Annotated in this window: 16 protein-coding genes and 1 pseudogene; 6 read left to right on the plus strand and 11 right to left on the minus strand. The window is 67.1% G+C overall.

The features are described 5' to 3' along the window. Positions 1-5: 5 nt before the first annotated feature. The 4 genes from AC5RWD_RS15280 to AC5RWD_RS15295 form a co-directional block, all read right to left on the minus strand. Positions 6-542: a gamma carbonic anhydrase family protein gene (locus AC5RWD_RS15280; protein ID WP_494020818.1), complete on the minus strand. Its 537-nt coding sequence runs from the start codon at positions 540-542 to the stop codon at positions 6-8. A gap of 109 nt (positions 543-651) precedes the next feature. Then, positions 652-2,085 (minus strand): 2-hydroxycarboxylate transporter family protein, encoded by a 1,434-nt coding sequence (locus tag AC5RWD_RS15285; protein ID WP_494020819.1) that lies wholly within the window; start codon positions 2,083-2,085, stop codon positions 652-654. 82 nt (positions 2,086-2,167) lie between these two features. Continuing rightward, the gene (locus AC5RWD_RS15290) at positions 2,168-3,043 is read right to left on the minus strand and encodes a hydroxymethylglutaryl-CoA lyase (RefSeq protein WP_494020820.1); all 876 of its coding nucleotides are present in this window, start codon (positions 3,041-3,043) and stop codon (positions 2,168-2,170) included. A 1-nt stretch (position 3,044) separates the two neighbouring features. After that, positions 3,045-4,280 (minus strand): CaiB/BaiF CoA transferase family protein, encoded by a 1,236-nt coding sequence (locus AC5RWD_RS15295; protein ID WP_494020821.1) that lies wholly within the window; start codon positions 4,278-4,280, stop codon positions 3,045-3,047. A gap of 164 nt (positions 4,281-4,444) precedes the next feature. Between AC5RWD_RS15295 and AC5RWD_RS15300 the strand changes: the two genes are divergently transcribed. Further along, entirely contained in the window at positions 4,445-5,212 is a 768-nt protein-coding gene (locus AC5RWD_RS15300) for a lytic transglycosylase domain-containing protein (RefSeq protein WP_494020822.1), read from the plus strand. 44 nt (positions 5,213-5,256) lie between these two features. Here AC5RWD_RS15300 and AC5RWD_RS15305 read toward each other — a convergent pair. The 3 genes and pseudogenes from AC5RWD_RS15305 to AC5RWD_RS15315 all read right to left on the minus strand — a co-directional run. After that, a pseudogene (locus tag AC5RWD_RS15305) lies at positions 5,257-5,611 on the minus strand (ammonium transporter); the annotation flags it as partial. 87 nt (positions 5,612-5,698) lie between these two features. Beyond that, the gene (locus AC5RWD_RS15310) at positions 5,699-7,084 is read right to left on the minus strand and encodes an APC family permease (RefSeq protein ID WP_494020823.1); all 1,386 of its coding nucleotides are present in this window, start codon (positions 7,082-7,084) and stop codon (positions 5,699-5,701) included. Between the two features lie 230 nt (positions 7,085-7,314). Beyond that, complete coding sequence (locus AC5RWD_RS15315) at positions 7,315-7,986, minus strand: DNA alkylation repair protein (protein WP_494020824.1); 672 nt, start codon at positions 7,984-7,986, stop codon at positions 7,315-7,317. 47 nt (positions 7,987-8,033) lie between these two features. Between AC5RWD_RS15315 and AC5RWD_RS15320 the strand changes: the two genes are divergently transcribed. The 3 genes from AC5RWD_RS15320 (at position 8,034) to AC5RWD_RS15330 (ending at position 11,704) form a co-directional block, all read left to right on the plus strand. Then, a complete protein-coding gene (locus AC5RWD_RS15320) occupies positions 8,034-9,182 on the plus strand; it encodes an MFS transporter (protein WP_494020825.1) in 1,149 nt (382 codons plus the stop codon). Between the two features lie 124 nt (positions 9,183-9,306). Beyond that, complete coding sequence (locus AC5RWD_RS15325; protein ID WP_494020826.1) at positions 9,307-10,668, plus strand: hemolysin family protein; 1,362 nt, start codon at positions 9,307-9,309, stop codon at positions 10,666-10,668. After that, positions 10,661-11,704 (plus strand): hemolysin family protein, encoded by a 1,044-nt coding sequence (locus AC5RWD_RS15330; protein WP_494020827.1) that lies wholly within the window; start codon positions 10,661-10,663, stop codon positions 11,702-11,704. Before AC5RWD_RS15325 ends, AC5RWD_RS15330 begins: the two co-directional genes overlap by 8 nt. Before the next feature lie 97 nt (positions 11,705-11,801). Here AC5RWD_RS15330 and AC5RWD_RS15335 read toward each other — a convergent pair whose 3' ends face one another. Together AC5RWD_RS15335 and AC5RWD_RS15340 are read right to left on the minus strand one after the other, a co-directional pair. Beyond that, on the minus strand, positions 11,802-14,090 hold the full coding sequence (locus AC5RWD_RS15335) for a fibronectin type III domain-containing protein (protein ID WP_494020828.1): 2,289 nt from the start codon (positions 14,088-14,090) through the stop codon (positions 11,802-11,804). A 349-nt stretch (positions 14,091-14,439) separates the two neighbouring features. After that, positions 14,440-14,838, minus strand: a complete 399-nt coding sequence (locus AC5RWD_RS15340; protein ID WP_494020829.1) for a DUF5997 family protein — start codon at positions 14,836-14,838, stop codon at positions 14,440-14,442. Between the two features lie 94 nt (positions 14,839-14,932). Between AC5RWD_RS15340 and AC5RWD_RS15345 the strand changes: the two genes are divergently transcribed. Both AC5RWD_RS15345 and AC5RWD_RS15350 read left to right on the plus strand, forming a co-directional pair. Further along, entirely contained in the window at positions 14,933-15,682 is a 750-nt protein-coding gene (locus AC5RWD_RS15345) for a LysR family substrate-binding domain-containing protein (RefSeq protein ID WP_494020830.1), read from the plus strand. 111 nt (positions 15,683-15,793) lie between these two features. Next, positions 15,794-17,245, plus strand: a complete 1,452-nt coding sequence (locus AC5RWD_RS15350; protein ID WP_494020831.1) for an APC family permease — start codon at positions 15,794-15,796, stop codon at positions 17,243-17,245. A 66-nt stretch (positions 17,246-17,311) separates the two neighbouring features. Here AC5RWD_RS15350 and AC5RWD_RS15355 read toward each other — a convergent pair whose 3' ends face one another. Beyond that, a complete protein-coding gene (locus tag AC5RWD_RS15355; RefSeq protein WP_494020832.1) occupies positions 17,312-19,369 on the minus strand; it encodes an Ig-like domain-containing protein in 2,058 nt (685 codons plus the stop codon). A 245-nt stretch (positions 19,370-19,614) separates the two neighbouring features. Next, positions 19,615-19,827, minus strand: a complete 213-nt coding sequence (locus tag AC5RWD_RS15360; protein ID WP_494020833.1) for a hypothetical protein — start codon at positions 19,825-19,827, stop codon at positions 19,615-19,617. Between the last annotated feature and the right edge of the window lie 302 nt (positions 19,828-20,129).

The following is a 20,129-nucleotide window of genomic DNA, read 5'->3' on the forward strand; positions in this document are numbered from 1 at the left end:
ACTGGTCAGGCCGGCAGCGCCGCGGTAGTGGCATCCCGGTGCCTCAAAGTAAGCGCGGCGTACGTGAGCGCGTTCTGCCGGCAATGCTCGATTTCCTCCGTCAGGAGCGGGCGGCGCACTTTGGCAGGAACCCCCGCCACGAGCGAGCCGGGCGGCACCTCGGTGCCCTCCAGGACCAGTGCGTTGGCGGCCACCAGGGAGCCGGCGCCAATGATCGCGCCGTTGAGGACTGTGGCGTTCATGCCAATGAGTGCGCCGTCACCCACCGTGCAGCCGTGCAATACCGCACCGTGCCCCACACTGACGTGGTTGCCCACCCGTGCCGGGTGGCCCGGATCGGCGTGGACGACGGCGGTGTCCTGGACGTTGCTGCCCTCGCCGACGCTGATGTCCTCCAGGTCGGCGCGAATGACGGCGCCGTAGAAGATCCCGGTCCCTGCCCCGATGGTGGCGGATCCGGCGACGGTGGCGGTGGGTGCCACCCACGCGTCGCCGGTGATCCGGGGAGAACGGCCGTTGACGGCCAAAATGTTCAAGCTCATGGTGGTCCTAGTGGTGAGTTGGAGGGGCGGTGCTGAGTCTGATCGGCGGCGCCCGGCAGCGGCTGCCTGGCGCCGCCGTCGTAATTAATCGCGCTGCCGCAAGGCAGGGCTAGGCAAGAAACGGCACGATCAGCGATGTCACGAAGAGCACCAGCGCTCCGCCCAGGCGGTTGGTCAGGGCCGCGAACGGCATGAGGTGCAGGCGGTTCGCGGCGCTCAGGACTGCCACGTCACCGCTGCCTCCGGTGTCCGCCATGACTAGGCCGGGCGTGATGGACGCCTCGACGAAGTTGAACTTCACCAGCCAGCCGAGGACGCCGGAGGTCAGTGTCGCGATGATGACGGTGCACACCGTGAGCAGGATGAACAGCGGGTTGCTCAGCGAGGCCAGGACCTCGGTGATGTCGATGTAGGTGAGGCTGACGCCCACCAGGAGCGCGGGAACCAGGACGGCCCCGATCAGGTCACCCCAGTCTGCAGTGGAATCTTCGACGTCCTGCGGGAGCAATCCACAGATCTTGACCGCAGCGGCGGCGATGATCGTCCAGGCATAGGGGTGCAGCCCGGGGAGGAACGCGGCCGCGAGAGTGCCGAAGATGAAGAGGCTGCCGGCGATGAGCAGTCCCTTGCCCAGGGCGATGAAGGAGGACGTGTCGCGCTTGGGCGGCAAGGCGAGCTCTTCCGAGCGGCCGCTGATCCGCAGCAGCTGGCCGTGGCCATTGAAGCCGATAAAGAGCTGCTTTTTGCGCTTGCCCAGCCCGTTGTAAATGCCTGCGATGAGGATACAGGCCACGTTGGCCATCACGACGGCGGACATCAGGTCCCCCATGAAGGTGGCAGAGTCCCCGCCGGTTGCCGCGGCGTACATCTCGGACATGGGCAGGGCGCCGACGCCCAGGCCGCCGGCCATGATGGGGGCGGCAATGAAGAGAATGCCTTCGACAAAGCCGAAGCCCGTCAGTGCGGCGACCAGGCCCACCAAAACGAAGGTCGCGATGAGGCAGCCGATCAGGGGGACGGCGAAGCGCGGGCCGGCCTTCAGCAGCAGTGCCCGGGGCATGCCGAGGATGGAACCGGCGATGATGCCCACCACGAAGAAGTCCAGGAAACCCTGTCCATCCACGAAGTTCCGCACAACGGTGATGATGTTTTCCGGCATCAGGCCGAAGAAGGCGAGGGTGGCGGGTGCGAACGTGCACAGGACGGTCGGGAGCCCGAAGTCCCGGACCACCGGGAACAGGTTGCCGATCCAGATGAACAGCCCGCCGAGCAGGATGGTGGTGGCGAAACCCGCCACCATGGTGTCCGGGAGGTTGCCGGTGAGGGCGGCGGCAAGGACCAGGCCCGCGAGGACGAGGTAGAGGGGAGCGGGGACGCTGGCAATCCGGAATCCCAGCCGGCCGGGATAGGGGGTCCCGGGCCGTGGGCCCGCGGTGCGGGTTACCGGATGTTCGATGCCGCCGGCGGGGCCGGGCGAGGTCTCGCTCATGGCAGTGTCCGTTGGTTCGTCAGTGAGTTCCGTGGTGCGTGGGCTTGTAGACATCATCGTCTCCAAAACGGTGAGTAGGAATTGTTATTTTGACCTGCTGTTTGATGGCTGGGTGGAAAGGTTTCGGTCCGCTGGTTTAGCGGGCAGGGTCCAGCAGCCCGGCGGCGGGGGAGCGCATCACCACATCACGGGCCAGCCGGACGGCGTCGGCAAGGCGGTCCTCGTCGATGCCGGTCTGGTGCCCGGCATGGTGCAGGTGCCGGACCAGTTCCTCGGTGGCGATGTTGCCGTGCGCCCCCGGGGCGAACGGGCAGCCGCCGTATCCGCCCAGTGCAGCATCAAAACGGACGACGCCGGACTCCGCCGCTGCGCTCGCGGTGGCCAGCGCCTGGCTGTGCGCGTTGTGCAGGTGGAGGTAATACGTGAGGTCCGGTTCGGCCTCACGGACGTGGTGCAGGCTGGCCATCACCTGTCCGGTGGGTGTGGTGCCGAGCGTGTCAGCGAGCCCGACGTCGGTGATGCCCATGTCTTTGAAGGCACGCACCACGCGCAGCAGGTAGCGGGGGTCGACCGCGCCTTCAAACGGGCAGGTGAAGGCGGTGGAGATGCCTGCGAAGAAGCGCACCTGCGGGAACCTGGCGACAGCCGCGCCGAGGCTGGCAAGGGCATCTTCAATGGTTTGCCCGGCGTTGGCGTTGCTGTGCGCCTGGCTGGCCGAGGTGACCACCTGGATGTCCGTTGCCCCGGCGGCGACGGCCCGTTCGATGCCCTTCCCGTTGAGCGCCAGGCTGGTGTAAGTGACTCCCGGGACTGCCGGGAGAGAGGAAATAACCTCTGCGGCGTCGGCCATCTGGGGCACCCGCTTCGGGTTCACGAACGAGGCTGCTTCAATGCGCTTCACACCCGCATCCACGAGGGCCCCGGCAATTTCCAGTTTGTGCGCTGTTGACACGATGACGGGTTCGTCCTGCAGGCCGTCGCGCAGGAAGACATCGGTAATTTGCACCTGCATGTCAGCGCACCTCCTGCAGTCCGAGCGCCGCAATCTCGTCGGCGTCCATGCCGGCGAGCTCCTGCAGGACCTCTGCGGTGTGCTGGCCCAGCTCCGGGCCCACCCAGCGGACACGCCCCTCGTGGCCGGGGATCTTGGGCACCACGCCGGGGAACCGGATCAGCTCGGGCTCGTCCTCGATGACCACCTCGTGGGCCTGGATCATGTCCCGCGCCAGGTAGTGCTTGTCCACGGCGATGCTCGGGGCGTCGTAGACCGGGCCGGCCGGGACTCCGGCGTCGTCCAGCTTGTCCAGCACCTCGGTGAGTTGCATGCTGCCGGTCCAGGCGGAGATGGCACCGTTGAGTTCCTCTTCGCGGGCACCGCGGGCCTCCGTGGCGAGGAGGGTTTCGTCCCCGGCTAGGTCCTCCCGGCCGATGGCGCGCATGAGCCGGACGAAGACGGAGTTGGAGTTGCCGCCGATGACCACCTCCAGGCCGTCGCCGCAGAGGTAGGAGCCGGTAGGAACGACGCCGGGCAAAGCGCCGCCGGTGCGCTTCCGGACCATGCCGTACGCGTCATAGTCCGGGACCAGTGATTCGAGCAGGCTGAAGACGCCTTCGTAGAGGGCGACGTCGACCACCTGGGACGCGCCGGTCCCGAGTCCGCGGGCCTTCTGGAGCATGAGCATCAGGGCCCCGATGACCCCGTAAAGTCCGGCGACGGTGTCACCCATGCTGGCGGCGGCACGGCCTGCGGGCCGGTCCGGTTCGCCGGTGATGTAGCGCAGGCCAGCGAAGGATTCGGCCGAGCTGCCGAAGCCGGCGCGGTTCCTGTACGGGCCGGTCTGGCCGTAGCCGGAGATACGTACCATCACGAGCTCGGGGTTGAGCTCCTGCAGCACGTCAGGGCCCAGGCCCCACTTCTCAAGCGTGCCGGGACGGAAGTTTTCGATGACCACGTCGCACTGGGCAGCAATCTTCTTGACCGCCTCGCGCCCCGCCTCCGAACGGAGGTCCAGGGCCACGGACTTCTTGTTGCGGCCTATGGTCCGGAACAGCATGGAGGTGGTGCCGCGGGTCTTGCGCCAGTCGCGCAGTTCGTCGCCGCCCTGCGGCTTTTCGATCTTGATGACCTCGGCGCCGAAGTCGCCGAAGAGGCGGGCGGCGAACGGGGCAGCGATGAAGCTGCCCAGCTCGAGCACGCGGATGCCGCGGAGAGGGAGGGTGTCGCCCTCGATGTGTAGTTCGTCAGTCATGTCATTCCTCCCTGCGCACTTGGCGCCGAATTTCCCACTCTGTGGGAATGGCTTGTCATTAGGCGGAGGAACGACAGCAGGACCATGTGACGCGCGCAACAGGGCGGAGGCGCCTTTGTGTGCCATATGGGCATTCGCGGGCTGCTGCCGGGTTAGGCTGTTCCGTGCTTCGTCTGAAACGCCTTGCGGTTCTCAGCCTTTTCGCGTTCTGCGCCATCACTGCGTGTGCCTTCTGGCTCCTCGGCGCGACCATTGCGGGAATGCCCGGTGCGGGGGCGCGTGCAGCCCAGCCGGCCCCGCCGCAGGCGGGGGGAAAGTTCGTGCCGCTGGCAGGTGGCAGTGCGCACGCCGTGAACATCACCAGGACCGTGGACCCGGGCTGGCTGGCACGTACCGCCGCGCGGACAGGAATCCCCGCGCGGGCCCTGCGGGCATACGTCGCGGCGGCCGGCATGGCGAATGCCGCAGCGCCGGCCTGCAGGATCGGCTGGAACACGGTGGCCGCCGTCGGGTTTGTCGAATCAGTGCACGGCGCCCTCGGGGGAGGCCGCCTCACGGCTTCAGGGAAGGTGAGTGGCCCGATCATCGGGCCCGGCCTCAACGGCGACGGATTCGCTGCCATTGCCGACACCGACGGCGGCGCGCTGGACGGCGACGCCCGTTGGGATCGCGCCGTCGGGCCAATGCAGTTCATCCCGTCCACGTGGAAACTCGCAGGGCAGGATGGCAACGGGGATGGTGTGGCCGACCCGCACAACATCGATGACGCCGCCCTGAGCGCGGCCGGTTACCTGTGCGGCGGCGGGCGCGATCTCACCACGGCGCAGGGATGGACCGACGCCATCTGGTCCTACAACCAGTCCGAGGCCTACCTGGAGCAGGTGGGCCGTAAGGCCGTTGAATATGCAGAGCAGGCCGGGCCTACCAAGTAGGCCCGGCCTGCAAACGCAGATCCGTTCTCTTTTCAGACCGGTTAGTAGAGCCCGTTGACCTTGTTCGGGGCGGCGTCCGTGGCGAAGAACCCGATCAGCAGGGTTCCGATGATGCCGCCGATGAGGTGCACACCGACGACGTCGAGCGAGTCGTCGAAGCCGAGGCGGAACTTCAGTTTCGATGGCCAGGGAGCAGGCGGCCCCGGCAATCACTCCGATGGCCAGCGCGCCGAGGGGGCTCACGGCGCCGCATGCCGGGGTGATGGCCGCGAGGGCGGAAATCAGTCCGGAGGCGGCGCCCATGCTGCTGGCGCTGCCGAGCCTGATGCGTTCCACGAGGGCCCAGGCGAGCAGGCCGGCGGCGCCGGCCACGGCGGTGTTCAGGAAAACCACCGATGCGTAGGAATACACCATGGAGGTACATATCGTGCGTCAAGGTTTTCTGATGCGCCCGGTTGGTCCACTCCAACCGGGCGCCTTCGTCGGCTACTCCTCGAGCTGCAGGTGCGGCGTCGGGCGGCGGAAGCCGCGGGTGAGGTAGGCCAGGTAGGCGAGGCCAAGTGCCGCCCAGGAGAGGCCAAGCGAGAATGACAGTCCGCTGAGGCTGGTCCAGAGCCACAGTGTCAGCACAAAGCCGATTCCCGGCAGCAGGAGGTTGTGCAGCATGCCCTTGGTTCCGCGGCTCTTCTGGTCGATGAAGTAGTGCTTGATGACGGACAGGTTGACCACCGAGAAGGCAACAAGGGCGCCGAAGCTAATCAGCGAGGACACGGTGGTCAAGTCGAGAACGAGGGCAAGCAGTGAAACCCCCGAGGTGACGATGATCGGAACCACGGGTGTGCACAGGCGCGGATGGAGGCGCCCGAAGACCGCGGGCATGACCCGGCCGCGGCCCATCGAGTAGATGATCCGGGAAACCGAGGCCTGTGAGGTCAGCGCGGATCCGAGGCTTCCGGCAATGTAGGCGGCGGTGAAAAAAGCGACCAGGAGGTTGCCGCCCGCCGCACCCACCACTTCGATCGCCGCGGAGTCCGTATTGGCGAAGGTGTCCACCGGGAGCAGCAGGTGGCTGATGTAGGCCAGTCCCAGGAAGATCAGCCCGGCCAGGACGGTGGTCAGCATGATGGCCCGCGGGATGCTCCGCCGCGGGTTTTTTGCCTCCTCAGCGAAGGTTGAGACGGCATCGAATCCCAGGTAGGAGAGGCACAGGATCGCGGAACCCGCAAGAATGGGCGAGAAGCCCCCGGCGCCATCGACTCCGGTGAACGGGGCCAGCAGGTCAAGCTTCCCGGACCCCGAGACGGAGGCCCAGGCCAGTCCCACGAACAGCACTATAAAGAGCGCCTGGAGTCCCACCACCACGAAGTTTGCCCTGGCCACCGCTGTGATCCCGAGAATGTTCAGTGTGGTCACGGCAGCGATCGACACCACCATGAACATCCATGCCGGCACCGCCGGGAAGGCGGCGTTCAGGTAAATGCCGATGAGCAGGTAATTGATCATCGGCAGGAGCAGATAGTCGAGCAGGAGGGACCAGCCGGACATGAAGCCCAGGCCGGCACCGAACGACCTTGTGGCATACGTGTAGGCGGATCCGGCGAACGGGAAGGCCTGCGCCATCCGGCCGTAGGACCGGGCGGTGAAGAGCATCACCACCAGGGCGGCGGCATAGGCCGCGGAGAGGCGTCCGCCTGTCAGTTCGACGACGATCCCATAGGTGCTGAAGATCGTGAGGGGCACCATGTAGACCAGTCCGAGCAGAACCAGGGAAGGGACGCCCAGCACCCGGCGCCAACCGTTGCCTGCCCTACTTGTCCCGCTGCCTGGCCGGCTTCCGTCCGTGGGGGTCTGCGTGTCAGGGGCTGAGCTCATGGGATTCCTAAGCGTTGATGCCGCCGCGGGCGGCGGGAGGGGCATGAGTGCAAGCAAAAAGCTCACTCATGGGCATCGCCGGGTGCGATGAAGCGGTGGCAGCGCCGTCAGTGCCATCTCCCCGCCCGGAACATCGGGGCTCACCCGAGTCCTGGTCCGTGATGCCGGATAAATGAATGGAGTTCATTTAGTAAAGCAGTGACGGGTGTCACGGTCAAGTGCCGCGCGCCTCAGACCGCGCCCCGCCGGCTCACCATCTCGTTGATCCACACCGGTGCGAAAGGAGACGTGCAGTTCGGCGGGGTGGGGTAATCCTTCAGCACTGCCAGCCGTTCGCCGATGTCGATGGCCCGGGAACGGTGCTCGGAATGCTCGATGCCGATCTGGGCCAGGGTGTGGTTCATCGCCCACTGCAGGCGGTCCGGGGCATCCTTCATTTCCGCCTCGATCGTGTCCAGGAGCCCGGGCAGGTCGAGGCCCTCAGGCTTTTTCGCGACCCGCTCGGTGGTCAGGGCCCAGCCTGCGCTCGCGACCACCTGGTCGGGGTCGTCCGTCCAGGCCATGCGCAGCTGTTCGGCGTGCGGGCTCTTCTTCACCACGTAGTTCACCAGCCAGTCATGCACCTTGGGGGCGCGGGCCTGGCGCAGCATGGTGTCCAGTTCCTGGAACCCGAAGGCCTTCGGCCGGCAGATCAGCAGTGACAGCAGCCGGGCCGCGGTGTCATCCGTGGTCCACAGTTCGACGGCCAGCTCGTGCTGGGTCTTCAGCCGCTTCGCGACCGCGCGTAGCGCGGACAGGTTCACGCCGTGGTCATCGCCGCGCTTCCGGTTCGCCTCGCGCATCTTCGGATCCTCGAGCGTGGCCAGTTCGGCCATCACCGCGTCAATGGTTGTTTCCGCCATAACTGCTCCTGCCCGCCTGCCGTTCCCTCGCATTGTACGGTGGGTCCATGAGTGCGCCCGGATACCTCGCGGCTTCGATACCCCCGCGGATGGCCATGGCCGGCTCCGCTGTGGCAATCCCCATCCTTGCTGTGCAGCAAATGAACGACGTTGGCATCGGGGGCGCGCTGGTGGCGGTGTCCCTCGGCCCGAGCGTCCTCGCCTCACCGCTGGCAGGTGCCGCCCTCGACCGGGCCCGGTGCCCCGCCCTGCTTGTGGCCGCTTCCGGGGTCCTGACCGCCCTGGCCTTCGCGGCGACCGCGTTCCTCGGCCTGCTCCCGCTGCCGCTGGTGTTCGCCTGCCTGGCTGTGGCGGGGGTAGCGTCACCCTTCTACATGGGCGGACTTTCCAGCTTCGTCGCCGACGTGATCCCCGGCGGCCGCCGGGCGTTCGCCTTCGATGCCCTTTCCTACAACGTCTCAGCCGTCGCCGGACCGGCCTTCGTGGCCATCCTGACTGTGTTCCTGCCCGCCCCGGCCGCGCTGGCGGTGCTGGCCGCCACCGCCGCGGCAGGAGCAGTGGGCGTTGCCGTCATCGGGCTGAAGCCGCACTCGGGGCCGAGGGTTTCGCCGTGGGCGGCAGTCGCTGCCGGACTGCACCGGATCTTCAGCCACCGCCCCCTGGCGGTGGTCACCGCTGCCTCCACGCTGACCCAGTTTGGCCAGGGCGGGCTGGCGATCGCCGCCGTCGCCCTCTCCATCGAACGGATCGGCTCACCCAGCGAAGGTGCGCTCGTGGTGACCTCCTTCGCCGTCGGCAGCCTGCTGGGTGCGTTGTGCGAGACGGTCCGCCCCAGCCGGGCACGGCCGCACGCCGTCATGATGGCCGGCTTCCTGGCCACCGGCCTGCTGACGGTCGGCGCCGCCGTGGACATCGGAACGGCCTGGACCGTCATCGCCATCGGCCTGTCCGGCGTCTTCACCGCATCCACGGCCGCCGCGATGCTCTTCCTGCGCAGCCATCTGAGCCCGCCCCACCTCAGGTCCCAGATTTTCACCGTCGGCGCGGGCTTCCGTGCCAGCGCCTCAGCCGGCGGCGCAGCCCTCGCCGCCTCCGCCACGGAATTCGGCGGGGCACTCAGCCTTGTTGTGGTGGGCGCCGTCTGGGTTGCGTCAGCCGCGCTGATGGCCGCGTACCCGAGAGGCGCCCCGGCCTAAGCGGAGAGCGGCACAGGAACACCCGATATAGTGGATGGCACTATGGACGACCCTCCTTCACATATGCCCTGGCCCCTCACCATTCGACCGGCACGCCGGTCAGTCCGGGAGAGGGGCGCCCCCAATGAATGAATGGATCATGGTCGGGATCGGCTTGATCCTGACAGTCGGCACCGGATTCTTCGTCGCATCCGAGTTTGCCCTGGTCAACCTTGACCGCAACGACCTGGAAGCGCGCCAGGCCCGGGGTGAGAAGCGCCTTGCCCCGACCATCAAAGCCCTGAAAATCACCTCGACGCACCTTTCCGGTGCGCAGCTGGGCATCACCCTCACCACCCTCCTGACCGGGTACACCTTTGAACCTGCCATCAGCAAGCTGCTGAGCGGGCCGCTGACGGCTGCCGGGTTCCCGGAAGGCCTCGTGCCCGGGGTGGGTGCCGTCGTCGCGATTTTCATCGCCACCATCTTCTCGATGGTGATCGGTGAACTTGTTCCCAAGAACTTCGCGCTGGCGCTGCCGCTGACCACCGCCAAGGTGGTGATCCCGTTCCAGACCCTTTTCACCACGGTGCTCAAGCCCGTCATCCTCCTGTTCAACAACACAGCGAACGCCGTCATCAGGTCCTTCGGCATTGAGCCCAAAGAGGAACTCTCTGGTGCCCGCAGCGCCGAAGAGCTGAGCTCACTGGTCCGCCGCTCCGCGCTGGAAGGCGTCCTGGACCTGGACCATGCGGCCCTGCTGCACCGGACACTGCGCTTCTCCGAGCACAGCGCTGCCGACGTTCTGACGCCGCGCGTCCGCATGACCGCGGTAAACACCGACGACACGGCCGAACAGATCATCGCGCTGGCCAGTTCCACCGGCTATTCGCGGTTTCCCGTCATCGGCCGCGACCGAGACGACGTGCTCGGCGTGCTGCACGTCAAGCAGGCGTTCGCGATAGCCCTCGAGGACCGGGCCGGCGTCCTCGCAGCCGACCTCATGATCGAACCGCTCATGGTCCCCGAATCCATGGGCGTTGACTCCCTTCTGGTGCTGCTCCGCAAACAGGGCCTCCAGGTGGCCATCGTCTCCGACGAACACGGCGGAACGGCAGGCATCGTCACCCTGGAGGACCTGGTGGAGGAGATCGTCGGCGAACTGGAGGACGAGCACGACCGCGCCCGCGTTGGCGTGGTCAGGACCGGCCGCTCCATCACCTTCGACGCTTCGCTGCGGCCGGACGAGCTCATGGACCGGACCGGCATCGCCGTCCCCGACGGCGAGGACTACGACACCGTGGCCGGATTCGTCACGGACCAGCTGGACCGCATCCCTGAACTCGGCGACGAGGTGGCCATCGACCGCGGCGCCCTCCGCGTGGAGCGGGTTGCCGGCACGCACGTCGAGCGCCTCAAATTCACGCCGGAGGAATCGGCGGAGCCGCCCAGGAGCGCCCACGACCGGATCGTCGACAACCTGACCCAGGAGCTGACCCATGAGTGAGTATCTTCCGGGCATCATCTGGCTTGCCGTCCTGCTGGTGGTCAACGCCTTCTTCGTCGGTGCCGAGTTCGCCGTCATCTCTGCCCGCCGGTCGCAGATCGAGCCCAAGGCGGAGGCGGGCAGCAAGGCCGCGAAAACCACGCTGTGGGCGATGGAGCATGCCACGCTCATGCTGGCCACCAGCCAGCTGGGCATCACGGTCTGCTCGCTGGTGATCCTGAATGTCTCCGAACCGGCGATCCACCACCTGCTGGAGATCCCGCTGGGCCTGACATCCCTCTCCGGCGAAGCCATCGGAATCATCGCATTCGTTGCGGCGCTGCTGCTGGTGACCTTCCTGCACGTGGTGCTCGGTGAGATGGTGCCCAAGAACATCTCGTTCTCGGTCCCCACCCGGGCGGCGCTTATCCTGGCCCCGCCGCTGGTGATGGTGGCGCGCGTGTTCAAACCGGTCATCTGGACCCTGAACGGCATCGCCAACTCCATCCTCCGGCTGTTCCGGGTGGAGCCCAAGGACGAAGCCACCAGCGCCTACACCCTGGACGAGGTGGCCAACATTGTGGAGCAATCCACCAGGGAAGGCGTGCTGACCGACAACACCGGTGCCCTCACCGCAGCCTTCGAGTTCACGGAAAAGACCGTGGCCGACGTCGAGGTTCCCATCGCCGAGATGGTGCTCCTGCCGGCGTCATCGACGCCGGCGGACATCCAGCGCGCGGTCGCCGAGCACGGATACTCCCGTTACATCCTGACCGACGACGACGGCGACCCTTCCGGTTACCTTCACCTGAAGGACGTCATGGACCTCACCACGGCGGAGAAGTTCAGCCGTCCCGTGCCGGAGAAACGCATCCGCCGGTTGGCCTCGACCTTCCGCGGCAGCGAGCTGGAGGATGCCCTGGCCACCATGCGCCGCACCGGCGCCCACGTGGCAAGGGTTTTCGACGCGCGGGGCAACACCACCGGAGTGCTGTTCCTCGAGGACATCATCGAGGAGCTGGTGGGCGAAGTGCAGGACGCCACCAGCAGCTCCTAACTTGCCCTGAAAACAAGCAAACCCCGAACACCACGAAGTCCGGTGGCTGACGGCTGATGCCGCCGGCCACCGGACCCGGTGGTTAATGCTGGGTTGTTTACTTGTTGGCTACCGCCTTGGGGCCGGCGGTGCCGCCAAGCGTGGATTCAATCCACACGGTGCCCGGGTTGGTGGTCCCGGCTGCCGCATTGCGGAGCCGCAGGGTGTAGGCGCCGCCCGTTGCCGGTGCCACAGCCGCCGTGACGGCTGCCTGGCCCAGGATGCGGCCGGTCGCGCTGCCGACGCGGATGGTGACGGTGCCTCCGACCACGGAGCTGGTGCCCTCAATCCTGAGGTCGCCGGTCTTCCACTGCGCGAGGCCGATGGTTACCCGGTCCGGAACCGGCGCAACCTTGACTTCATCGGTCCGGATGGTCGAGCCGACCGTCACGGTGAGGCGGAACGTGAGCGGATTGTTGGTCATCGGAGAGCTGAAGACCGGGAGGCTGAACGTCGGCTTGAGCGTGGTGGCGCCGGTGAGCGTGACCTTGTCCGGATCAGCTGTCCCGGTCAGTACCTGCTCCCACCGGTAGGTTGCCCCGGTGGCGGTGGAGCCGGTGCCGTCAAGGGTGACCGTGGTGGCCGTGGTGCGGCGGACAACGTTCTGGTCCGGGCCGGCCACTGCGACGACGGCGCCCTGTGCGGTGACGGGGGCTGTCTTTGCCGACTCGGGCCCGGTGCCGTTGACGTTGCTGGCCTTGATCGTGAACTGGTAGGCAGTGTCGCCCGCGAGTCCGCTGTAGACCAGGGACGTTGCGGTGCCCGCGGCCGTCTTGGGTGCGCCGAACGCTGTGCCGTCAGCGGTGTAGGCCTGGAGGGTGTAGCCGGTGATGGTCAGGCCGGCGGCGCCCGGCTCCGGGGCGGTCCATGTCAGTGTGGCCGTGCCCTGGCCCACCACGGGGGCCCCTGTGAAGGCCGGAGCGGCGGGCACGGGATCGTTGGTGACCTTGAAGACGGCTTCACCGATGGTGGAGACGTTGCCGGACGGGTCGAAGGCGGCGAACCTCAGCGTGGTGTTGGTGGCGATGTCCATCGGGCCGGTGTAGCGGATTGCAGTGGCCCCGAGCACGCCGCCGGAGAGGACCGGATCGGAACCGTCGGTGGTGTAGTAGATGTCGCTGCCGGCCTCACTGGCGCCGAGTGTGACCCGCTGGGCGACCGGTGAGGTGCCTCCGTTGGGCGTCGCAGACACGGTCGGGGGCGTGCTGTCCGTCACCGGGATGGCGTGGGCGGCGGGGTAGGTCTCGCCCACGCTGCTGACGCCGACGACGTAGACGTCGTAGTCCTCGGTGGCGGAGAGGCCGGTGATGGTGGTGCCGGTGGCTGCCTGGCCGGAGATGCGCTTGCCGATCTCCACCTGCTCGTTGCCGGTCACCGTCTTGCCGACTGCAACGGCACGGTAGCCGGTGATGGCCGGGGTTCCGGGGATGGCTTCGGCCGGCCTCCAGTTCAGTTTGAGTCCGCCGGAAACCTTGGCGGCTGTGATGCTGGACGGTGCGGGGGGACCAGACTGCAGCGGGCCGTTGGGGCAGCCGCCCATGCCCGGGCCGCCGGGCTCGCCGTACTCTGCGATGGTCAGACCCTGCCGGTTGGCGTCCGCGTCTTCGAACTCCCAGGCCATGGCACGTTCGCCCAGCCCGGCGTTGGCAGCGATTTCAGCATTTGCGGGATCATCGAAGATGTAGGTGGCGGTGAAGGTGTCGCCCGTCACTTCCAGCCCGGAGGAGTATCCGCCCTTGTCGGAAGGGGTGATGGCACCCGGAATGGCGCGGATGTCGCGGCGGCCAATGCTGGTGTCCTTCAGTGCCGGCTCGATGATGCGCTGTTCCAGCTGGGCGCGGTTGACGGTGGCGCCGATGTGTCCCTTGACGGTGACGGTGCTCCCGCTGCGTACGGCATCGCCGGTGACGTAGGTGTCCTGCACAGTCGTCTCGCCGGCGGGTGTTGTGCCGAACCGCATGGAGACGACGTCTCCGGGACGGATGTCCGGGGTGACGTTGAGGCCGGTGCCGGCACCCCAACAGACGCCGCCAGGGTGGTTAACCTCAAAGGCGACGCCGCCGGCGTCGACTGCTGCCTCGGCCGAGCCGATGATCTTTCCGGCGCGCTTGACTTCAAGCGTGGCAGTCTGGCCGGCGTGTCCCTCGTAGCCCTCGATGGAGACGAAGTCACGGTCGGGGAAGACAACGATGTTGTCCGGGAAAGCCGGTACAAGCGCGTTGGCGGCGGGAATGGCAAACAGGGACGTTGAGCAGATGACTGCGGAGACGGTGGCAAGGACACCGGCCCTGCGGCCGCCGGGAAGGCGGGACGTGTGCGCCCCCGGCTCGTTTTGTGCTGGTTTCATGATGACCTCATCGATCCGAGGTGCGCGACCTTCACGCACAATCACAGAATCAAGAGGTCCCCTTGGGGAAACGCTGTGCGTTTCGGCTTGGGAAAACACGCTGCGGCACCAATTTGGCCGCGCTTCTGGGCCCCCCACATTAAGGGGCCACTGAGGGGGAGGAAGGTGATTTGCCCATGTCAGGGCGGGCGCACCCGGTGTTCGGCGGTGCGGGGGACATGCACCCCCCACCGGGTTGGAACCCCCACCTGCCCCTAGGGCGGGGGGATCAGAATTCCGGGTTTCCCCAAGGGTTTGGCCCGAAACCGGGCAGCCGCATACCGCCAAGGGCCGGAGCGGCCCGGGAGCCTCAGCCCTGGCTGGCCTTCTTTGCAGCCTTCTTGGCAGCCTCGTCCTTCACGCGCTGGGCTTCGGCGCGGACCGCGGCGTGCGTGGCGCGCTCGGCTACCAGCCACGCAGGGGGAGCCTGCAGCAGCGCGGTGATCTCCGCCGTCGTCAGCGCCTCTTCAACCCCGCCGCGGGCAAGGCCGCTGATGGAGACGTTGAGTTTCTGCGCCACCACCGGGCGGGGGTGCGGGCCGTTGCGGCGCAGTTCGGCCAGCCACTCCGGCGGGTTGGACTGCAGCTCGGCGAACTCCGCACGCGTGATGGTCGAATCCTGGAACTCCTGGGGCGTCGCAGGCAGGTAGATGCCAAGTTTCTTGGCAACGGTGGCCGGCTTCATGGACTGGGAGTTAGCAGAGGTCATGCATTAAGGGTATCCGGCTGTGCCCGTTCCCCTGACCAATGCCTGCGCCCAACACGCGCCGCGCTGTGAGTGCCGGTGGCAGTACTGTGAAGGTGTGCCCGCTGAAGATGAACCCACCCTGGACCCGGCCGCGCCGGAGTCCCCGCCGCGCGAGCTCCGCTTCGCCTACGTCGCCGGCGTAACGCCGGGGAAGTGGATCCGGCGCTGGGAGGAGCGCATGCCGGACGTTCCCCTTCGTTCGTTCATGTCCGACGACGGGACGCAGCTTTCGGTGCTGCAGGACGGTTCGGCGGACCTTAGCTTTATCCGCCTCCCAGTGGAGCGCGAAGGCCTGAACGTCATCCCGCTCTACGAGGAACAGCCGGTGGTGGTGGCGCCCAAGGGCCACGAAATCAGCGTGTTCGAGGAGGTGGCGCTGGAGGACCTCGCGGAGGAAACCTTCCTCGACGCCGATGAACTGGGCGGGCCGGAGACGGCCCTGCAGGTGGTGGCGTCCGGTGCCGGACTGCTGATCCTGCCCATGTCGGTTGCCCGGCATTTCAACATCAAAGACACTGTGGCCCGCCGCCTGACCGGGGCGCCCGGAACCCAGATTGCCCTCGCCTGGCCCAGCGACACCACGGACGAGGTCATCGAGGAGTTCATCGGCATTGTCCGCGGGCGCACGGCGCAAAGCTCACGGCAACCGTCCTCCCGGCAGGAGAAAGAGAAGAAGGAGCCTAAGCCGGACCGCCGCGGCAGCGGTGCGGGCGCCGGCGCCAAGAAGCCGAAGGTTGCCCAGCGCTATGCGCCCAACCCGGACAAGGGTCGCGGCAAGGGTTCGCGCAAGAAGGGCAAGCGGTAGCCCGCGGTATTGCAAAACTGATTGGCCCAGGTTCACAGTGAAGTAGGTCACGCCGAGGCCGGAACCCCGGCCGCGGTTCCACGAGGACCGGTACCGCTGTGGAGGTCAACCATGAGCACGACATCCCATGAAGTGTTCGACGCAACCCCCGAAGGCGACGCGCCGGAGCTGAAACGGGTCCTCGGACCCAAGCTCCTGCTCCTCTTCATTGTCGGAGACATCCTCGGTGCGGGCGTTTACGCAGTCACCGGGACCATGGCCGGCACGGTGGGCGGCATCGTCTGGCTGCCGTTCCTGCTGGCATTCGTCGTCGCAACGCTGACCGCCTTCTCCTACCTGGAGTTGGTCACGCAATATCCGCAGGCAGCAGGTGCAGCCCTATACACGCACAAGGCGTACGGCATCCACTTCGTCACCTTCCTGGTCGCGTTCGCCGTCGTCTGCTCAGGCATCACCAGCGCGTCGACCTCCGCGAACGTGCTCGCCCAGAACTTTTTCGGCGGCCTGGAAATCAACGGCTGGATGGGATTGCCCGGGCAGGGCGTGATCACCGCGGTGGCGATGGGGTTCATGCTGCTGCTGGCGGTGATCAACCTGCGCGGCGTGGGGGAGAGCGTGAAATTCAACGTGGTGCTGACTTTGGTGGAGATGACCGCCCTGTGCATTGTGATCGGAGTCGGCTTCTACGTCATGACCCAGGGCACCGGTAATGCGGGGGAGATCTTCGTCTTCAACGACTACCAGGACAAGGGACTCTTCCTGGCGGTCACCGCGGCCACCTCAATCGCCTTCTTCGCGATGGTCGGTTTCGAAGATTCCGTGAACATGGTGGAGGAGACCCAGCACCCGGAGAAGATTTTCCCCCGGACCATGCTGACCGGTCTTGGCATAGCGGTGATCCTCTACATGCTGGTGGCCGTATCCGTGGTCAGCGTGCTCTCACCCACCGAACTGGAAAACATCCGGGAGGCCGAAGGCGCCGCGCTCCTGGAGGTGGTGCACAAGGGCTCGCCGGACTTCCCGATCGACAGGATCTTCCCCTTCCTCGCGGTCTTCGCCGTCGCCAATACGGCGCTTATCAATATGCTGATGGCCAGCCGCCTGATCTACGGCATGGCCCGGCAGGACGTGCTGCCGCGGCCGCTGGGCAAGGTGCTGCCCAGCCGGCGCACACCATGGGCCGGCATCGCGTTCTCCACCGTCCTCGCGCTGGGCCTGATCTGGTACGTCACCAGCGATCCGGAGAGCAACATCGTGGCCAACCTCTCCGGCACCACCGCGTTCCTGCTGCTGTGTGTGTTCACCGTGGTCAACGTGGCCTGCCTGGTCCTCCGTCGCAAGCGTGACCCCAACCGCGAGGTGTTCTTCACGTCACCGGGGCAGCTGCCGCTGCTCGCCGCGCTGCTGTGTGCCTTCCTCGCCGGCCCGTGGGTGGGGCGGAACGTCATCCAGTATCAGATCGCCGGCGGACTGATGGCGATCGGCGTCGTGCTGTGGTTCATCACCTGGCTGATCAACCGACGAACCAACCGCATGGCGGGAACCGGCGCAGACGAGGTTTAGCCGTTCACATGAGGCAGCACCGCCCCAACCTGCGGGCGGTGCTGCCTGGTGTTTTAGTTCAGCCGCTTAGCGGGTGCCGGTGGTGAAGCTCCAGGCCGTGCTGGCCAGGGGAGTGCCGGCCACATCCCGTACCGCGGCGGGGCCGCCCGTGATGGTAGCGGTGTACCTGGTGCTGGCCGCAAGGGTGGCGGCCGGGTTCAGGATCCACTGGTTGGTGGTCCCGTTGCGGGTGACGGTGGCTGCCACCGCCGCGCCGGTGGAGGCGTTTTTCAGGGTGAACGTGGTGGTGCTTACGCCGTTGACCGGCTTGCTGAATGTTGCGGTGATGTTGGCCGTCCGGAGCACCCCGGTCGCGTTCACACCCGGGGCCCGGGAGGAAACGGTGGGTGCGGCGCTTGTGGTGAACCGCCAGCTCGTTGAGGCCAGCGGCCGGTTGGCCAGATCGCGGATGGTGGCCGTGCCGCCGGTCAGGGTGGCGGTGTAGGTAGTGCTCGGGGTGAGCAGGGCGGCGGGGTCGAGCGTTGCGCGCCGGGTGGCCTGGTCGTAGGTCACGGTCGCCGGGATCGTGACCCCGGCGGCGTTCTTCAGCGTGAAGGTGCTGCCGGAGACGCCCTGGACGAACTCACTGAAAGTGGCTGTGACATTCGTGCCCGTACCCACGCCGGCGGCGGCCGAGGCGGGTGCCCGGCCCGTGACGGTCGGAGCCACAGTATCCGCAGGGCCGATCTGCACGGTCCGGGTGGCTACGGCGCTGACGTTGCCGGCCGCATCCGTTGCCCGGACGTTGAACACGTAGGTCCCGTTGGCCTGGGCGTCCCAGGTTTTGGGGGCGGCGCAGGTGGGATCCCACTCCGTGTTGCTGGGCAGCAGCTGGCATTCAAACCTGGCGCCGGCTTCACTGCCGAAGTTCAGCGTCGGCGTGTTGTCCAGGGTCGGCGTGGACGGGAATGGTGCGATGACCGAGGCCACCGGCGCGGCACTGTCCACGGTGAACGTCAGCGTCGGAGAGGTCAGGTACTGCGGAACGCCTGCCGGCACGACTCCCGTCAGCGGGTCGGGCACGTAGGCCGGGTTGGCGGTCCGGGACTGTATTTTGTGGACGCCCTGGCTGAGCGGCGCCAGCCGGGCGGTGTAGTTTCCGCCGGCCAGGGTGGTGGCCACGGGGGTTGCGGCGCCGTCCACAATCAGCTGCACGGGTGCTGTGCTTCCGGCCGGCAAGGCTCCGGTGAAGGTGGGTGCCGTGACATTGGTGATGTTGTCCGTGGCGGAACGTCCGCTGTCGCTGGCTGCCGCCAGGTCCGGGGTGGAGGGTGCGCCGTCGGATCCTTCGGCTATCAGTCCCTGCACGGTGAACGTGCTGACCGTGAGGGTGTTGATTCCCGGACCGCCGGCGTTGGGCCCGGTGATGACGACGGCGTTGGTGCCGGAGGGTGCCCCGGTGACCGCCCGTGGGGTGTTGATGTCGCCCAGGGTTCCGGGCGCGGCGCCCACCTGGCGAAGGAAGGTCGCCGTGCTGCCGGCCTTGTAGTCGCCCAGGAAGGCGGCGCCGACTCCTGCCCAGTTGCAGGGTGCGGTGGGGCTCGGAGCGCATACGCCGGAGTCAATCGTGGTCTTGATCCTGCCCACCGCAGGGTTCTTGGGATCCGCTTCGGAGGTGAGCACATTCACGCCGTAAGGGTGCGTGATGGTGTAGGCGGTGTTCGGCAGGATGTTCTCGACGATGAACCGGAGCCGGGCGAAGCCCATCTGTTCCCCTGGCTCCACGATGCCGTTGGTGTGGGCGCCTTCGAGCGCCGCCTCGTAGAGCCGCAGGTTTCCGCCGGCGGCCTCGGCAGCGAACCAGAAGGCCTCCTCAGGGAAGTTGTCCGGATACGACGGCGGCGCGGCGGGGTCAGGCGGCTCGGAGAGGCAGCCCGCGCCGGCCATGTAGCAAAGCTGCAGCTTCACCGTGCCGTCGGAAAACCAGGTGGGAAAGCCGTTGGACGGATCCACGGGTCCCACGCCTGCGGTGGCGGCGCTCGCCGGCATAGCAGCCAATGGCGATACGGCAGCTGCCAGCAGGGCGCCGGCGGCAACAGTTGCCAGCCCGCCTCTGAGCCGTGTGCGGTGGAATTTTGCAAACATGGTGACTCCTTCTGTGCTCAAGATGGCCCCCAGAACCTCTTAGGCCAGGCCAGGTGACTGCCACCGACCAAGGCAAGCTTCAAATAAAGACCTTGGATAAATGCCCGGCGGGTCCACCCTCAAAAGAGCCCCCGTCCACCTGCAAAGGGGGACCACCTGCGGGGAGACAACCCCCAAGGCGACCACCCGCGGTGACCCACCCGCGGTGACCCACCCCAGTCTTCGGAACGTTTTAGCAGCCAGGTTCAGGACGAACCAGCTGCGGCGGATCCCTCTGCCCGGCCGGCGTCCTGGCCCCGGCAACCGCGGAGGTGTGCCAGCAGGGCCTGTTCCGGACTTCCGGGGTTCTCGCCAAGGTGCCGCAGCAGCGCCATCCGTACGTGCAGGTCCGTTGCCTCGTCAGTGAGGACGTGGCTGATGACGCCCATGATCTGGCGCCGAAGACCTTCCTCATGCATGGGACCACGCTCCTTTGCTCGTCAATGCATTCTGCCGCCGTTCCGTTGTGAATAGCCGGGAGTCCGCAGGATTGCCCGCTCCTGCGGCGGCCAAACCTAGGGGGCGCCCGCCGCGGGGGGCCGCGGGAGCCGGTTTGAGCGTGCGGCTTCCGTCCCGGACATTCCGACGGCGGCCCTCCCACCTATTCAGGTGGGACGGGCCCCCGCAAGCGCCGCTTCCCAAGGTTTTCTGGAGTCGCGCGGCGCACCATGGCTGTGTCTCATATGTGGCCCGGCGCCAATGCTGCCGCCGAAGCCATCGC

The organism is Arthrobacter sp. CMU6, assembly GCF_059090205.1.

What these genes read in the sequence shown, in the direction of transcription:
- AC5RWD_RS15340 (WP_494020829.1), bottom strand. Translation starts at nt 14,838, where the DNA reads ATGACCTCTGCTAACTCCCAGTCCATGAAGCCGGCCACCGTTGCCAAG.
- AC5RWD_RS15325 (WP_494020826.1), top strand. Translation starts at nt 9,307, where the DNA reads ATGAATGAATGGATCATGGTCGGGATCGGCTTGATCCTGACAGTCGGC.
- AC5RWD_RS15320 (WP_494020825.1), top strand. Translation starts at nt 8,034, where the DNA reads ATGAGTGCGCCCGGATACCTCGCGGCTTCGATACCCCCGCGGATGGCC.
- AC5RWD_RS15360 (WP_494020833.1), bottom strand. Translation starts at nt 19,827, where the DNA reads ATGCATGAGGAAGGTCTTCGGCGCCAGATCATGGGCGTCATCAGCCAC.
- AC5RWD_RS15330 (WP_494020827.1), top strand. Translation starts at nt 10,661, where the DNA reads ATGAGTGAGTATCTTCCGGGCATCATCTGGCTTGCCGTCCTGCTGGTG.
- AC5RWD_RS15290 (WP_494020820.1), bottom strand. Translation starts at nt 3,043, where the DNA reads ATGCAGGTGCAAATTACCGATGTCTTCCTGCGCGACGGCCTGCAGGAC.
- AC5RWD_RS15285 (WP_494020819.1), bottom strand. Translation starts at nt 2,085, where the DNA reads ATGTCTACAAGCCCACGCACCACGGAACTCACTGACGAACCAACGGAC.
- AC5RWD_RS15315 (WP_494020824.1), bottom strand. Translation starts at nt 7,986, where the DNA reads ATGGCGGAAACAACCATTGACGCGGTGATGGCCGAACTGGCCACGCTC.
- AC5RWD_RS15310 (WP_494020823.1), bottom strand. Translation starts at nt 7,084, where the DNA reads ATGAGCTCAGCCCCTGACACGCAGACCCCCACGGACGGAAGCCGGCCA.
- AC5RWD_RS15280 (WP_494020818.1), bottom strand. Translation starts at nt 542, where the DNA reads ATGAGCTTGAACATTTTGGCCGTCAACGGCCGTTCTCCCCGGATCACC.
- AC5RWD_RS15335 (WP_494020828.1), bottom strand. Translation starts at nt 14,090, where the DNA reads ATGAAACCAGCACAAAACGAGCCGGGGGCGCACACGTCCCGCCTTCCC.
- AC5RWD_RS15350 (WP_494020831.1), top strand. Translation starts at nt 15,794, where the DNA reads ATGAGCACGACATCCCATGAAGTGTTCGACGCAACCCCCGAAGGCGAC.
- AC5RWD_RS15355 (WP_494020832.1), bottom strand. Translation starts at nt 19,369, where the DNA reads ATGTTTGCAAAATTCCACCGCACACGGCTCAGAGGCGGGCTGGCAACT.
- AC5RWD_RS15295 (WP_494020821.1), bottom strand. Translation starts at nt 4,280, where the DNA reads ATGACTGACGAACTACACATCGAGGGCGACACCCTCCCTCTCCGCGGC.